General features: G+C 71.5%; 11 protein-coding genes and 1 pseudogene. 4 read left to right on the top strand and 8 right to left on the bottom strand.

The genetic code is table 11. The annotated features are described in order from the left end of the window. Positions 1–56: 56 nt before the first annotated feature. The gene (otsA, locus tag LDO27_RS13655) at positions 57–1,448 is read left to right on the top strand and encodes an alpha,alpha-trehalose-phosphate synthase (UDP-forming) (protein ID WP_222202113.1); all 1,392 of its coding nucleotides are present in this window, start codon (positions 57–59) and stop codon (positions 1,446–1,448) included. Positions 1,449–1,476: 28 nt separating this feature from the next. On the opposite strand, the gene LDO27_RS13650 is transcribed toward otsA, so the two are convergent. Next, on the bottom strand, positions 1,477–2,727 hold the full coding sequence (locus LDO27_RS13650; RefSeq protein WP_224042234.1) for a GGDEF domain-containing protein: 1,251 nt from the start codon (positions 2,725–2,727) through the stop codon (positions 1,477–1,479). Positions 2,728–3,269: 542 nt separating this feature from the next. Here LDO27_RS13650 and LDO27_RS13645 point away from each other — a divergent pair. From LDO27_RS13645 to LDO27_RS13635, 3 genes are read left to right on the top strand one after another with little or no spacing between them, the layout of a single operon-like run. After that, complete coding sequence (locus LDO27_RS13645; protein ID WP_222202110.1) at positions 3,270–3,974, top strand: response regulator transcription factor; 705 nt, start codon at positions 3,270–3,272, stop codon at positions 3,972–3,974. After that, a complete protein-coding gene (locus LDO27_RS13640; RefSeq protein ID WP_224042232.1) occupies positions 3,964–5,628 on the top strand; it encodes a FecR domain-containing protein in 1,665 nt (554 codons plus the stop codon). The genes LDO27_RS13645 and LDO27_RS13640 overlap by 11 nt, the downstream gene beginning before the upstream one ends. Further along, a complete protein-coding gene (locus tag LDO27_RS13635; protein ID WP_224042231.1) occupies positions 5,618–8,032 on the top strand; it encodes a CHASE2 domain-containing protein in 2,415 nt (804 codons plus the stop codon). Before LDO27_RS13640 ends, LDO27_RS13635 begins: the two co-directional genes overlap by 11 nt. Here LDO27_RS13635 and LDO27_RS13630 read toward each other — a convergent pair. From LDO27_RS13630 to LDO27_RS13600, 7 genes and pseudogenes are all read right to left on the bottom strand, one after another. After that, entirely contained in the window at positions 8,029–8,628 is a 600-nt protein-coding gene (locus tag LDO27_RS13630; protein WP_222202103.1) for a nucleotidyltransferase family protein, read from the bottom strand. The genes LDO27_RS13635 and LDO27_RS13630 overlap by 4 nt on opposite strands. Beyond that, positions 8,610–9,638 (bottom strand): XdhC family protein, encoded by a 1,029-nt coding sequence (locus tag LDO27_RS13625; protein WP_224042229.1) that lies wholly within the window; start codon positions 9,636–9,638, stop codon positions 8,610–8,612. The genes LDO27_RS13630 and LDO27_RS13625 overlap by 19 nt, the downstream gene beginning before the upstream one ends. Then, positions 9,611–10,171, bottom strand: a complete 561-nt coding sequence (locus LDO27_RS13620) for an SRPBCC family protein (protein WP_224042228.1) — start codon at positions 10,169–10,171, stop codon at positions 9,611–9,613. The genes LDO27_RS13625 and LDO27_RS13620 overlap by 28 nt, the downstream gene beginning before the upstream one ends. Continuing rightward, entirely contained in the window at positions 10,162–11,442 is a 1,281-nt protein-coding gene (locus LDO27_RS13615) for a vWA domain-containing protein (RefSeq protein ID WP_224042226.1), read from the bottom strand. The genes LDO27_RS13620 and LDO27_RS13615 overlap by 10 nt, the downstream gene beginning before the upstream one ends. 2 nt (positions 11,443–11,444) lie before the next feature. Continuing rightward, on the bottom strand, positions 11,445–12,341 hold the full coding sequence (locus tag LDO27_RS13610) for an AAA family ATPase (protein WP_224042225.1): 897 nt from the start codon (positions 12,339–12,341) through the stop codon (positions 11,445–11,447). 83 nt (positions 12,342–12,424) lie between these two features. Beyond that, positions 12,425–13,231, bottom strand: a complete 807-nt coding sequence (locus tag LDO27_RS13605; RefSeq protein ID WP_224042223.1) for an FAD binding domain-containing protein — start codon at positions 13,229–13,231, stop codon at positions 12,425–12,427. Between the two features lie 116 nt (positions 13,232–13,347). Further along, positions 13,348–15,723, bottom strand: a pseudogene (locus tag LDO27_RS13600) (xanthine dehydrogenase family protein molybdopterin-binding subunit); the annotation flags it as partial. Between the last annotated feature and the right edge of the window lie 8 nt (positions 15,724–15,731).

Genomic DNA, 15,731 nt, shown 5'->3' with positions numbered 1-15,731 from the left:
GCCGGCGGGCCGCGCTGCGGCCGCGGCGGCGATGGGCGCGGCATGACAGGAGGCATATGGGAAGACTGGTAGCGGTATCCAATCGCGTGGCCGATCCGCGCAATATGGCGGCGGGCGGCCTGGCCGTGGCACTGGGCGAGGCCCTGCGCGCGACCGGCGGGCTATGGTTCGGCTGGAGCGGCAAGATCGTGGAGACCGCGCAGGGCGGCACGCCCGGAGAAGGCGAGCTGCACCTGCAGCATGCGGGCAATGTCGCGCTCGCCACCGTGGACCTGTGCCGCGACGACCACGACGCCTATTACCTCGGCTACAGCAACGGCGTGCTGTGGCCGGTCTTTCACTACCGCATCGATCTCGCGGACTTCGATTCCGGCCACCTGAACATCTATCGCCGCGTGAACCAGCTGTTCGCGCGCAAGCTCGCGCCGCTGCTAAAGCCGGACGACGTCATCTGGATCCACGACTACCACCTGATCCCGCTGGCTGCCGAGCTGCGCGCGATGGGCTGCGGCCAGCGCATGGGGTTCTTCCTGCATATCCCGCTGCCGCCGCCGCCGATCCTGGCCGCGATCCCGCAGCACGAATGGCTGATGCGGGCGCTGTTCGCCTATGACCTGATCGGCTTCCAGAGCCAGACCGACGTCGAGCACTTCGCCCGCTACGCCCAGAACGAGGCGCATGCCGAGCCGATGGGCGAGCACCGCTACCGCGCCTTCCACCGCACCGTGCGGGCGCAGGCGTTCCCCATCGGCATCGACGTGGACGAGTTCGTGGCGCTGGGCAAGGCCGACGAGGCGCAGGAAACCTACGAGATGATGATGGCCCAGTACCACCGGCGTCGTCTGCTGCTGGGGGTGGACCGGCTGGACTATTCGAAGGGCCTGCCGCAGCGGCTCAAGGCGTTCCAGACGCTGCTGGCCGAATATCCGGAGAATCGCAGCAGCGCCACGCTGATCCAGATCGCGGCGCCTTCGCGGGAATCGGTCGATGCGTACGCCGACCTGCGGCGCGAGATGGAAGGGCTCTCCGGCGCCATCAACGGCGAATACGGCGAGCTGGACTGGATGCCGGTGCGGTATATCCACCGCACCACCTCGCGCAAGCGGCTGCCGGGCCTGTGCCGCGCCAGCCGCGTGGCGCTGGTGACGCCGCTGCGCGACGGCATGAATCTGGTCGCCAAGGAGTTCATCGCGGCGCAGGACCCGGACGACCCGGGCGTGCTGGTGCTGTCGCGCTTCGCGGGCGCGGCCGAGCAGCTCAAGGAGGCGCTGCTGGTCAATCCGTACGACACCAACGGCACGGCCCAGGCGATCCAGCAGGCGCTGCACATGCCGCTGGCCGAACGGCAGGCGCGCCACCGCAAGCTGCTCGAGAGCATCCGCGCCCAGGACGTGCACTGGTGGAGCCGCGAATTCCTGCGCACGCTGGAGGGGATGGAGGGCGGTTAGGCGCTGGCGTTCCGGCTGCGGGGCCGGCTCATCCGCGCGCGGGCGCGGGCACCGGCGCCGCGCCGTGGTCGGCGCCGCCTCTTGCCGGCATGGCGCCGGCCACCACGGTGCGGTCCCGGCCGCCGCGCTTGGCGGCGTAGAGGGCGCGGTCGGCGCGCCCGAACAGGGCCTCCCAGCACTGGCGCGCGTCGGTGCGCTCGCTGGCCTGGGCGATGCCGATGCTGACGCTGGCGAAACCGCCCAGTTCGTGCGGCAGCGCGATGGCGCGGATGCGCTGGCGCAGCCGCTCCGCCAGCACGAAAGCCTCCTCCTCGGTGGTGTGCGGGCACACCATGCAGAACTCCTCGCCACCGTAGCGGCCCACCACGTCGGAGGCCCGGCCGGCGCCGCGCAGCGCGTCCGCCACCAGCCTGATGATGCGGTCCCCGGCGCGATGGCCGGCATGGTCGTTGATCAGCTTGAAGCGGTCGATATCCACCACGAGGCAGGTCAGCGGGCGGCCGTGGCGCACATGCTCGTCGGCCAGCGCCAGCGCCGCGTGTTCCAGCGTGCCGCGATTGGCCAGACCGGTCAGCGGATCGAGCCGCGCCTGCGCGAGCTGCTGCGCCACCCGCACCTCGATCGCCATCAGCGTAAAGCCCACGATGGCCGCGAAGATCCCCATCAGCATCAGCAGCAGCGGCGTCTGCGCCAGCAGCGCCGAGCCGTCGCGCGACGGCATCGGCAGGCCCGGTTCGGTCGGCCAGTCGCCCAGCGCCGCATAGACGAACATGGCCTGGGCGCCGACCTGCAGCACGCAGGCGGCAATCGCCAGCGGACGTCCCATGCCCGCCGGCTGGCGGCGGTCGTTCAGCAGTTCGTCCAGCACCAGGCAGACCAGGCCCGCGGTGGCCGCGTGGCCGACGATGTTGGCCGCGTGCAGGTCCATGCCCAGCGCCGTGCCCAGCGCCAGCAGCAGCACCACCGCGCCGGCGATGCGGCGCACCTGGCGCGGATCGATGCCGGCCGCACCCGCGGCGGCCGAGCGTCCCACGCCGCGATGCACGCCGGCCTGCGCACCGATGCACAGCGTGTGCGCACACACGGCCAGCCACGGCCATTGATGGCCGGCATCCAGCGCGAGCGCCATGCCGCCCAGCGCGGCCATGGCATGTGCGCCGGCCCACAGGGCGGCCTGCCCGTTGTTGCGTAGTCCGAAGCGCAGTCCCGTGGCGATGCCGAGCGCGCCCGCGAAGAGCACGAGCAAGGCAACGTTGGGTATTCCGGTGTCTGACAGCATGACGTTCCCATATGGCGGGCGGACAGCTTCCGGCCCGCAGACGTCGAACATGGCCGCGCGCTGGTGCAGGCGCGGACCCCTGGCGTCAGAGACATCGACTCATGGCATTCCCGAAGGCCACCGTACGGCGTCGGGCCGCAGGTGGCGTCATTGCGTGGGGACGCTCGCTACCGCCCGGGTCCCCTTGTTTTGTTGGCGCCGATTCTACACAGCGCAGCCTGTGCAACAAGGCGCCAGGCCCCCGTCTGACAATTGTTGACATTCCCGTTGCATCGCATTGGTTACGATTTCTTGCTTCGGGGGCGAAGGTGGTCCAGCGCACTGTGCCGGCCACGCCGGTGTGCCAGCCGGCGCACGGCGAAGCGGTGCTCCGGATCGACAGTCGGCGGCGATCGTGCCGTTAACCGGACGAGAGGTCCTGGAACGCGTCTGCGGCGATGTTTTTCGCGAGACTTAAGAAGCACATAGAATACGCGCGGCCGGCATAGGCCGCGACGGCGACGGGTAGCCGACAGAACGAACGAGGAGCCTTCAGGGCGCGTATGAGAATTGCATCGGTTGAAGACGATCCGAGCCAGGCCGAACTGATCCGCCGGATCCTGATGGACGCGGGTCACGACTGCGAGAGCTTTTCCTCGGGCCAGAGCTTTCTGCGCGCCCTGCGCGACCAGGCCTTCGATCTGCTGGTGATGGACTGGCAGCTGCCCGATATCAGCGGCTACGAGGTGGTGTGCCACGTGCGCCAGCGCTCGGGCCAGTATCCGCCGATCCTGTTCCTCACCAGCCGCTCGCTGGAGGAGGACATCGTCGCGGGCCTGGCCGGCGGCGCCGACGACTATATGGTCAAGCCCGTGCGGCGCGGCGAACTGGTGGCGCGCATCGGTTCGCTGCTGCGCCGCAGTTATCCGGCGGCCCCGGCCAACGACGCGGTGCGCGTCGCCGGGTACTGCCTGGACCCGGTCGCGCGCACGGTCAGCCTGGACGACCGCCAGATCGAGATCTCGCCGCGCGAATTCGAGCTGGCGTGGTTCCTGTTCCGCAATATGGACCGGCTGCTGTCGCGCGACGTGGTCGAGCAGTCGGTGTGGGGCCGCTCGATGGGCGCGGGCTCGCGCACGCTCGATACCCACCTGTCGCGCCTGCGCGTCAAGCTGGGGCTGCGTCCCGAGAACGGCGTGCGGCTCGCCTCGGTGTATTCGTACGGCTATCGCTTCGAGCGGTGCGGAGTCGGCAGCGATGCGTCCTGACCGCGCGCGCCGGCGGCCGCTTGCCGCCGTGGCGATCGCCATCGCCTGCCTGTGCCACGGTGGCGCGGTCCACGCTGGACCGGCCGGCACCGAAGGCGAACACTTCGTCTATGTCGTCGACCCCGGCGATACCCTGTCTGCGCTGGCGCACCGCTTCCTGGCGCGCACCGACGGCTGGCGCGCGTTGCAGGCGCTGAACCGGGTCGCCGATCCGTACCGGCTCGCGCCGGGCACCCGCATCCGCATTCCGCTGCGATGGATTCCGGTGACTGCAGGCACCGTCACGGTGGTGTCGGCGCTTGGCGACGTGGCCGCCGACGGGGGGCGCGTGCGCGCCGGCATGCAGCTGGCCGAGGCCGCGCGCATCCGCACCGGCGCCGACGGACTGCTGACGCTGGAACTGGCCGACGGCTCGCGCGTGGTGCTGCCCCAGGACACCAGCCTGGAAGTGCGCCGCGTGCGCGCCTTCGCCCGCTCGGGCCTCGGGGACACGGTGCTGCGCGTCGAGCACGGCGGCGCGGAATCGCAGGTCGCGCCGCGCGGCGAGGGCGTGGGCCGTTTCGAGATGCGCACGCCGATGATGGTCACCGGGGTTCGCGGCACGCGCTACGAGGTCGTCGCCGGCGAGCGCGAGGCGCGCGGGGCGGTGCTGGAGGGCGAGGTCGCGGTGCGTGGGCGCGGCCCGGCCGAGCGCCGCGTGGCGGCCGGCCATGGCGTCAATGTCGGGGCCGGCGGCACGGTATCCGCGCCGCGCGCGCTGTTGCCCGCGCCGGCGTTGCCCGAGCTGCCCGCGCCGTTCTATGCGCCCACGGCGCAGGTTTCCTGGCAGGCGGTGCCCGGCGCCACTTCCTATCGGGTGACCGTCACGCGCGATCGCGCGCGCACCGAGGCCGTGCTGTCGCAGGTCGTGCCGGGCCCGGGCGCCACGCTGTCCGGCCTGCCGCACGGCAATCTCTATCTGCATGTGCGCGCGGTCGACGCGGGCGGCCTCGGCGGCTACCCCGGCACCGCCGCCATGTCGGTACGGCTGGAGCCGGCCGCGCCCATCACGCTCGAACCGGCGCGCGGCGCCGCGCACTACGGTGACGCCGCCGTGCTGTTCGGCTGGGCGCAGGTCGATACCGCGGACCGATACCAGCTCGAGATCGCGGACAACGCCGACTTCGCCGGCGAGGTCCGTCGCGCGGCGACGCGCGACACGGGCGCCGCGCAGACCTTGGGGCACGGCCAGTGGTGGTGGCGCGTGCGCTCGCTGGATGGGGCCGGCGAGCCCGGTCCGTGGAGCGCGGCGGTCGCGTTCAGCGTGCGGCCCCAGCCACCGGCGGCGCGCGTGGCCGCCGACGACGGCAGCGGCACGCTGTCCCTGAACTGGCCGGCCGATGCCGCGGGCCAGGGCCCCGCAGCCTATCGCGTCCAGCTTGCCAGCGACGCCGCCTTCCGGGGGGTCGTGGCGGAAGTCACCGCGAGCGGCAACGACGCCAGCGTGCCGCGGCCGCGGGCGGGCGTGTATTTCGTGCGCGTCGCCCGCGTGGAGCACGACGGTGCCGTCTCGCCATACTCGACACCGCAACGGATCGAGCTGCGCGAGTTCGTGCGCGATGCCGGGGGCGTGCCCGTGAACGTGGGCGAAGGCCCGATGCGCCGTGACGGCTAAATGGCGGGGCGGCGGCAGCGCAGCAAGGCCGGCGCGCCAGCATCGGCTCTTCGGCGGCTATCGCCAGCGCACGCTGTGCGAGTGGCTGGTGCTGACGGCCGCGGTGATCGCGCTCGCGGTGGCCGCGGCGGTGCTGCAGTGGGGACAGCGCGCGCACCTGGCGGTCTATGACATGGCGATCGCCGCGCAGCAGCATCCCGCGCGCGACGATATCGTGATCGTCGGCATCGACGACGAGTCGCTTGCCACCATCGGCCGCTGGCCGTGGCGCCGGGCGGTGCTGGCCGATCTCGTCGACCGCGTCGCCGCAGGCGGCCCGCGTGTGATCGGCCTGGACGTGTTGCTGTCCGAGCCCGACGCCCGCAATCCGGCCGACGACCGCGCGCTGGCCGACAGCATGGCACGCGCCGGCAACGTGGTGCTGCCGGCGCTGGCCGAACCGGTGGACGGTGGCTATGACGTTCGCTACCCGCTGCCGCAGTTCGCGGAGCGGGCCGGCGAGCGGATCGGCCACATCAATATCACGCTCGACGCCGACGGACTGGCCCGCCACATTTTCCTGCGCGAAGGCCCGCCCGGCGAGCAGCTCGACCACCTCGTGCTGCGCATGGCGGAGTTCGGACGGCCGGCCGGCGAGCGCCGCGCGTACCGGCACGAGCCGCGCTGCGTCGAACGGATCGGCCACTGGCAGCGCGCCGGGCGGCTGCGCATTCCGTTCGCCGGGCCGCCGGGCACGTTCCAGACGGTATCCGCCGCGGCGGTGCTCCAGGGCGGACTCGATCCGGCCATCTTCCGCGGCAAATACGTGCTGGTGGGCGCCCTGGCGACCGGCATGGGGGATATGTTCGCCGCGCCGCTGTCGCGCCACGGCGCTGGCATTCCGGGTGTCGAGTTGATGGCCAACGCGCTGCAGGCGCTGCTGGACGGCACCGGCATCGTCGCGCTGCCGGCCGGGTGGTTCTGGGCGGCCACGCTGGCGGCTGTGCTGTTGGTCGCCATCGGCGGCCTCGTGCTGTCGCCGCGCTCGGCCCTGCTGGTCGGCGCGCTGCTGGTGGCGCTGCTGCTGTTCGCCAGCCTGATGCTGATGCGCGGCGCGCAGCTGTGGTTCGACCCCGTGCCCGGCGCGCTCGGCTGCCTGGTGTTCTACCCGCTGTGGAGCTGGCGGCGCCAGGAATCGGCGCTCGCCTTTCTCGCGGACGAGGCGGCGCGGCTGGAGCAGGAGCCGACCCTGCCGGCCACCGGCAACGCCGCCGTCCACGGCAAGTCGCTCGATGCACGCATGGGCGCCCTGTATCGCCTGACCACGCGCCTGCGCGACCTGCGCCAGTTCCTGGCCGATGGCCTGTCCAGCCTGCCCGACGCCACGCTGATCTGCGATCTGCAGGGACGCGTGCTGCTGGCCAACGAGCGCAGCGCCGCGCTGGCGCCCCGTGCGATGGCACGCCTGGACGCCGCGGGCGAGGGCGGGCCGGACGTGCGCGACGTCATCGGCGAAGTATTCATGCTGCCCCGCGCGGGGCTGGATTTCTGGGCCCGGCTGCGTCATGCCTGCCTGTCGACCGGGCCCGGCGCCGCCCCGCCGCCCGAGTTCGACGGCGTCGAGCTGATCGCGCGCGACCAGCGACCGATGCTGCTGCGCGGGGCGCCGCTGCGCACCGATGGTGGCGGCGTGGCGGGCCTGGCGATCAGCTTCGTCGATATCACGCAGGCCCGGGTGGCGGAGCGCCGGCGCGAGGAAATGCTGCGCTTCATCTCGCACGACATGCGCTCGCCGCAGGCGTCGATCCTGGCACTGGTGGAACTGCAGTCCGATCCCGCCAAGGCGATCGACTCCGAGGTGCTGCTCGAACGTATCCGCCATCACGCCGCGCGCACGCTGGAGCTGGCCGACGACTTCATCAGCCTGGCACGCGCGGAATCGCAGGCGCTGCGCTTCGTGGAAACCGACCTGTCCAGCGTCGTGATGGACGCCACCGACGAGCTGTGGGCGCTCGCCAATGCCCGCCGCATCACGCTGGATTTGACCATCGACGACGGCGACATGGCCATGCGCGCGGAGCCGGGGCTGCTGATGCGCGCGGTGGCCAACCTGCTGGACAACGCGATCAAGTTCAGCGCGGATGGCGGCAAGGTGCGCGTCCGCGTGCGGCGCGATGCGCAGGCGCTGGTGGTCGAGGTGGTGGATCAGGGGCCGGGCATCGCGCCCGAGGACCAGGCCCGGCTGTTCCAGCCGTTCAGCCGGCTGCGCGGGGACGGGCGCCATGCGCCGCAGGGCAGCGGCCTGGGCCTGCTGTTCGTGCGCACGGTGGTGGAGCGCCACGGCGGCCGGGTCGGGCTGACCAGTTCACCGGGCGCCGGGGCGAACTTCTCGATGGTGTTCCCGCTCGACGCGGTGCATCCCTAGGCGGGCAGGTCTTCGGCGCGGTCGATATCGCGGAACGCGCCCTCGTGCTCGGTCAGGATGCGCGTGACGGGCTGCGCCTGCAGCAGCGCGCGGGCGCCCTCGTCGCCTTCGAGCTTGAGCAGCGTATCGCGCCAGGCCGCGCCGAAGCCCACCGGATGGCCGCGCTGGCCTTCATGCCATGGCGCGGCGATGACCTCCGGCGCGGTGATGGTCAGCGCCACCGCGCGCACGATCTCCTCGGGCAGCCACGGCATGTCGGCCAGCGCGACCACCCAGCCGCGCGCGTCGGCGGTATGGGCCACTGCCGCGGCCAGTGCCGCGCCCATGCCGTCCTCGGCCTCGCGCGCCTCCAGGATGCGGCAGCCCGCGCGGCTGAGCTCGGCGGCCAGCTCCGGCTGCTCGGGACGCACCACGGCGACCGCGCCCGGCAGCGCGCTGGCCAGCGTATGGCCGCTATGCCAGGCCACGGTATGGCCGTCCGGCAGCTTCGCCAGCAGCTTGTTGCGCAAGCCGGTGGCGTCGAAGCGGCGGCCATATCCCGCGGCCAGCAGGATGCCGACCGGCAGGTCGGAATCGATCAGCGGACTGGACTGCATATGCTTCCCTCGCTTGCCGCCATTTCGCGCGCGGCCTTGGCGCCTTCCACCTGCAGGATGTCAGGTAGCGAGACGTGGTTCTTGGCGGCCACCACTTCGGCCAGGATGGAGATGGCGATCTCGGGCGGCGTGCGGCTGCCGATATAGATGCCCACGGGGCCGTGCAGGCGCGCGAGCTGCGCGTCGTTCAGGTCGAACTCGCGGAGCCGTTCCCGACGTGCCTGGTTGTTGCGCCGCGAGCCGAGCGCGCCGACATAGAAGGCGCGCGTGCGCAGCGCCTCCATCAGCGCCAGATCGTCCAGCTTGGGGTCGTGCGTCAGCGCGATCACGGCGCTGCGCTCGTCCAGGCGCATGTCGGTCACCGTGTCGTCCGGCATGGTGCGGACCATGGTGACGCCCGGGATATCCCAGGTCTCGGTGTATTCCTCGCGCGGGTCGCACACGGTCACCTGGAAGCCCAGGCCGACGGCGATCTGGCACAGGTACTTGGAAAGCTGCCCGGCGCCGATCACCAGCATGCGGTAGCGCGGACCGTGGATGGTCGACAGCGTCGCGCCGTCGAAGGCGAGGCCGTCGGTGGCCTCGGCCGGCCCCAGCCGCGCGGCGCCGCTGGCCATGTCCAGGGTCCGCGTGACCAGCCGGCCGTTCTCGACCGCATCGAGCAGTTCGGCCAGGCCGCTGGCCGCGGACAGCGGCTCGGCCACCAGCTCGATGGTGCCGCCGCATGGCAGGCCGAAGCGGTGCGCCTCCTCGGCACTGATGCCGTACTTGATGGCCTCCGGCCGGTCGTGGCGGATGCCTTCGCGGCGCACGCGGTCGATGATGTCGTCCTCGATGCAGCCACCGGATACCGACCCCACCACCAGGCCGTCGTCCCGCACCGCCAGCATCGCGCCTTCCGGCCGCGGCGACGAGCCCCAGGTCCTGACCACCGTGACCAGCAGCGTGCGGTGGCCCTCCGCCTGCCAACGCACGCTGCTCTTCAGGACTTCGAGATCCACGCTGTCCATGATCGCTTCTGTTTCCTTTCGCCTGTCGCTTCCGCGTCGTCGCCGGGGGCGGCGTCGCCGGTAGATTGTTCGTCGATGTCGTTGCCGCCGCTCTGGCCGCTCACCGCTTCCGAGAAGCGCGTGAAGAAGGTGTCGGCCATCTTGCGCGCGGCGGCGTCCACCAGCCGCGACCCGATCTGCGCCATCTTGCCGCCCACCTGCGCATTGACCGTATAGGTGAGGACCGTCTCTTCGCCGTCGGGTTCCAGCGTGACGCGGGCGCTGCCGCGGCCGAAGCCGGCAGCGCCGCCCTGGCCGTCGAAGTGGATGGTATAGCTGTCGGGCGCCTGGATGTCCTGCAACGCCATCCTGCCCTTGAAGCGCGCCTTGACCGGGCCGACCGCCGCCATCATCGTGAGCTGGTAGGCGTTGTCGCCGTCAGGCTCGATGCTCTCACATCCCGGAATGCAGTGCTGGAGCAGGGCGGTGTCGTTGAGCGCCTGCCATGCGACCTGCTGCGGCACGGGCAGGCGCTGGGTCTGGGTCATTTCCATGATGGGGAGGTCTCCTTGAGGGAAGCGTAAGGCGAGAGAGGTGGCGCCGGGTTGCCCGCGCTGGCGCTGCGGGTGCTCACCGGCTCGGCGAGCAGCGCCTCCAGCGCCAGCAGGCTGTCCAGGTTGTGCGCGGGACGCAGCGCGTCCACATGCGGCAGGATGGCCTGCGCGCCGCGCGCCGCCGGACTGAAGCCGGGATAGCGCAACAGCGGGTTGAGCCACACGATGCGATGCGCGAAGCGGCGCAGGCGCGCCATTTCCTCGCCCAGCACATCGATATGTTCGTGGTCCAGTCCGTCGGTCACCAGCAGCACGGTGGCGCGGCCGGACAGCGCGCGCCGCGCCCAGTCGCGGTTGAAGCTGGCCAATGCCGCGCCGATCCGCGTGCCGCCCGCCCAGTCGCGCACCTGGCCCGCGATGGCCGCCACGGCGTCGTCCGGGTCGCGCTCGCGCAGCGCGCGGGTGATATTGGTCAGCCGGGTGCCGAACAGGAACACCGACAGGCGCTCGCGCGATTGCATCAGCGCGTGACAGAAGTACAGCACGGCGCGCGAATACTGGCTCATCGAGCCCGAGATATCGAGCAGCAGCACCACCGGCACCTTGCGCTCGGCACGGCGGCGGAATTTCCAGCGCAGCCATTCGCCATGCTGGCGCACCGCCAGCCGGGCGCTGGCGCGAAGATCCGCATGGCTGCCGCTGGCGGCCGCGCGCAGGCGGCGCGTGCGCTGCAACGCCAGCTTGGCGCGGCGCGCGCGGATCATGTGCTGCAGCGCGCGCCATTCCTGCGCGTTCAGCGTCTCGAAGTCGCGCGCGGACAGGCGCTCCTGCGCGGAGAATGTCAACGGCACGCTGAACGGCTCGGCTTCCCGAGGCTCCGGGCGCGGGGGCATGGCCGGCGGCTGCCGCGCCGCGAGCGCATCGGCCAGGCGGTTGCTGCGCCGCGGCGGCGGCGCGCCGCCGTCGACGCGCGGCAGCAGCAGCGCGCGCAGCTTGCCTTCCCAGTCCGGGTCGCGCCAGAACAGGTCGAAGGCCGCGTCGAACAGCGGCCGCTGGTCCGGGCCCGACAGCAGCAGCGCGGCCAGCGTCGCGCGCACGTCGGCACGCTGGCCCAGGTCGATGTGGTGCAGCGCCTGCAGCGCGTCCACCGCGTGCGCGGGGGACAGCGCGAAGCCGGCATCGCGCAGCAGGCGCACGAAGTGGGTGACATTGCGCGCCAGCACCGGCAGCCCGGCCGCCGGCGGCGCCGGGCGCGCGTGCAGGCGTGGCATCGTCAGGGCTCCAGCGCCGGCGCCGCCAGCAGCTCGGCGATGGTGGGACCGTCCACGCGCGCCAGATCGTCCTGGTACTTGAGCAGCACGCCGAGCGTGTCGCGCACCGATTGCGGATCGAGTTCGGAAACGCCGAGCGCCGACAACGCCCGGCACCAGTCGATGGTCTCGGCGATGCCGGGCGCCTTGAACAGGTCGATGCCGCGCAGCCGGTGCACGAAATCGACCGCCTGCGCCTGCAGCGATGCCGCCGCCTCGGACGCGCGCGCGGCCACGATCTGCAGTTCGCGCTCGCGCCCGGGATAGCCCAGCCAGCGGTACAGGCAGCGCCGCTTGAGCGCGTCGTGCACCTCGCGCGTGCGGTTGGAGGTCACCACGATCAGCGGCGCTCGCTCTGCGCGGATCATGCCGATCTCGGGAATGGACACCTGGTATTCCGCAAGGATTTCCAGCAGGAAGGCTTCGAACGGTTCGTCGGCGCGGTCGATCTCGTCGATCAGCAGCACACGCGGCGCGCCCGGCGCGGCGGGGTCGGGCAGCAGGGCTTCGAGCAGCGGGCGCTTGAGCAGGAAGTCGTCGTGGTACAGCGACTGCGCCTCGGGCCGCTCGCCGCGCGCCTCGGCCAGGCGCAGCGCCATGATCTGGCGTGGATAGTCCCATTCGTACAGCGCGCTGGCGGCATCCAGCCCTTCATAGCATTGCAGGCGCAGCAGCCGCGTGCCGAGCGCGTCGGCCATCGCCAGCGCCAGCGCGGTCTTGCCCACGCCGGGCTCGCCTTCGAGAAACAGCGGCCGCTGCATGCGCAGGGCCAGATACAGGACGGTGGCGGTCTCGCGGTCGGCGAAGTACTGCCGGTGGGCGAGCAGGTCGAGAGTCTGGTCGATCGAGTCGGGAAGCATGCGCGGCGCAGTGTGCGGGGTTCGGACCGCGGACCCTGCCTTCGGGGCGAAGGCGAGGGCCCGCGGCAGGCGGGTCCGGCGCGTCAGGACGCCGGTGCCAGCGCGCGCTCCACCGCCCGCGCGGCCAGCACCGCGATCAGGTGGGCCCGGTAGGCGGCGCTGGCGTGCAGGTCCGCGTTCAGCGTGGCGGGATCGACGGTCACGCCGCGCGCAGCCTCGGGCGTGAAGCTGGCGGCGAGCGCCTGCTCCAGCGGCTGGCAGCGGAACACGCTGTCGGCCGCGCCGGTGACCGCCACGCGCACCGTCTGCCCGGTGCGCGCGACCATCACGCCGACCAGCGCGAAGTGCGAGGCGGGGTTGCGGAACTTGACGTAGGCGGCCTGGTCCGGCACGGGAAAGCGGATCGCGGTGACCAGCTCGTCCGGCGCCAGCGCGGTCTCGTACATGCCCACGAAGAAGTTGTCGGCCGGGATGCTGCGCCGGTCGGTCACGATGGTCGCGCCCAGCCCGAGCGCGGCCGCCGGATAGCAGGCCGCCGGATCGTTGTTGGCGAGCGACCCGCCGATGGTGCCCACGGCACGCACCTGGCGGTCGCCGATGCCGCCGGCCAGCGCGGCCAGTGCGGGGATGCGCCCCTTGACGTCGGGATGGGCCTCCACGTCGGCATGGCGCGCGGCGGCGCCGATCACCACCTCGTCGTTCTCGATGCGGATATCGGCCATGCCGGGGATGCGGCAGACATCGACCAGTTTCGAGGGCGCGGCAAGGCGCAGCTTCATCGCCGCGAGCAGGCTCTGGCCGCCGGCGAGGAACTTGGCGTCGGCATCGGCCTTCATCGCCGCCACCGCGGCGTTGGCGTCGGCGGCCCGTTCGAATTCGAATGCGTACATGTGCGGCTCCCGTGTCAGTTTGCCGTGGGTTGCTGGCCGCCTTGCCGCTGGGGCTGGGGCGTTGCCATCTGGCTGGGCTGTTGCCGCTGCGGCGCCTGTTGTTGCGCCTGCGGCTGCCGCGCCTGCTGCATGGCCTGCCAGACCCGGTGCGGTGTCGCCGGCATCTGCATGTCGCGCACGCCCAGCGGCGAGAGCGCATCGACCAGGGCGTTGATGAAGGCCGGCGGCGAGCCGATCGCCCCGGCCTCGCCGCAGCCCTTCACGCCCAGCGGGTTGTGCGTGCACGGCGTGCCCTGCGAGGTCTCGACGGTGTAGTCGGGCAGGTCGGCGGCGCGCGGCATGGCGTAGTCCATATAGGAGCCCGTCAGCAACTGGCCGCTGTCGTCGTCATAGATGGCCTGCTCCATCATCGCCTGCCCCAGGCCCTGCCCGATGCCGCCGTGCACCTGCCCTTCGACGATCATCGGGTTGATGATGTTGCCGAAGTCGTCCACCGCGGTGAACTTGACCACGCGCGTCTCGCCGGTGTCGGGGTCCACCTCCACCTCGCAGATATAGGCGCCGGAGGGATAGGTGAAGTTCGTCGGGTCGTAGAACGCGTTTTCGTTCAGGCCCGGTTCCAGCTTGTCCAGCGGATAGTTGTGCGGCACGTAGGCGGTCAGCGCGACCTCGCCGAAGGTCTTGCCGCGGTCGGTGCCGGCCACGGTGAACACGCCGTTCCTGAACTCGATGTCGTCGGCGGAGGTTTCCAGCAGATGGGCCGCGATCTTCTTGGCCTTGGCCTCGATCTTGTCCAGCGCCTTCATGATGGCCGAGCCGCCCACCGCCAGCGAGCGCGACCCGTAGGTGCCCATGCCGAACGGCACGCGTCCGGTGTCGCCATGGACCACCTCCACCTGATCCAGCCCGATGCCGAGCCGGTCGGCCACTACCTGCGCGAAGGTGGTTTCGTGGCCCTGGCCGTGGCTGTGCGAGCCGGTGAAGACGGTAACGCTGCCGGTCGGATGCACGCGGATCTCGCCCACTTCGAACAGGCCCGCGCGGGCGCCGAGCGCGCCCGCGATATTGGACGGCGCGAGGCCGCAAGCCTCGATATAGCAGGAATAGCCCAGCCCGCGCAGCTTGCCGCGCCGCTGCGCCTCCTCGCGGCGCGCGGGAAATCCCTTCACGTCGGCCAGTTCCTCGGCGCGCGCGAGGCACGGTTCGTAGTCGCCTGTGTCGTAGGTCAGTCCCACCGGCGTGGCATACGGAAAGGCGCGGATGAAATTGCGGCGGCGCAGTTCCGCGGGGTCGATGCCCAGTTCGCGCGCGGCGGTCTCCACCAGCCGCTCCACCACATAGGTCGCCTCGGGCCGGCCGGCGCCGCGGTAGGCGTCCACCGGCGCGGTGTTGGTGAACACCGCGGTGACCTGCGCGTAGATCGCGGGCGTGGCGTACTGGCCGGCGAGCAGCGTGGCATAGAGGATGGTGGGCACGCTGGAGGCGAATGTCGACAGGTAGGCGCCCATGTTCGCGGTGGTGTGCACGCGCATCGCCAGGAACTTGCCGTCGGCATCGAGCGCCAGCTCGGCGCGCGTCACGTGGTCGCGGCCGTGGGCATCGGTCAGGAACGACTCGGAGCGCTCGGCGGTCCATTTGATCGGCCGCTTGACCTTCTTCGACGCCCAGGTCAGCGCCACGTCCTCCGGATACAGGAAGATCTTCGAGCCGAAGCCGCCGCCCACGTCCGGCGCGATCACGCGCAGCCGCGACTCGGGCAGGCCCAGCACGAAGGCGCCCATCAGCAGCCGCTCGACGTGGGGATTCTGGCTGGCGACGTACAGCGTGTAGCTGTCGTCCAGCCGGCTGTAGCTGGCATTGACGGCGCGCGGCTCGATCGCGTTGGGGATCAGCCGGTTGTTGACGATGTCCAGCGTGGTCACGTGCGCGGCCTTCGCGAAGGCCGCGTCGGTGGCATCGCGGTCGCCGTGGCCCCAGACGTAGCAGGTGTTGGCCGGCACGTCGTCGTGCACCAGCGTGGAGGCCGAGGCCGCCTGCGCGGTATTGACCACCGCGGGGAGCTCCTCGTAGTCGACCTCGACCAGTTCGGCGGCGTCGCGCGCCTGCTGCAGGGTCTCGGCCACCACCAGCGCCACCTGGTCGCCGACATGGCGGGCCTTGCCCTGCGCCAGCACCGGATGGGCCGGCTCCTTCATCGGCGTGCCGTCGATGCTGTGGATCAGCCAGCCGCAGGGCAGGCCGCCGACCTTGTCCGCCGCCATGTCCTCGCCGGTAAAGACGCCGATCACGCCGGGGGCGGCCAGTGCGGCGCCCTTGTCGATGGCGCGGATGCGCGCATGGGCGTGCGGCGAGCGCACGAAATAGCCGTAGCTCTGCTGCGGCATCACGATGTCGTCGGTGTACTGGCCGTTGCCGGTCAGGTAGCGATAGTCTTCCTTGCGCTTGACCGAGGCGCCGACCAGCCGTTGATTCTGGGTTTCGGGTGCGTTCATGGCGGATC

The organism is Cupriavidus respiraculi (assembly GCF_914271545.1).
Classification (GTDB): Bacteria; Pseudomonadota; Gammaproteobacteria; order Burkholderiales; family Burkholderiaceae; genus Cupriavidus; species Cupriavidus respiraculi.
This window is presented reverse-complemented; position numbering and strand designations above follow the sequence as displayed.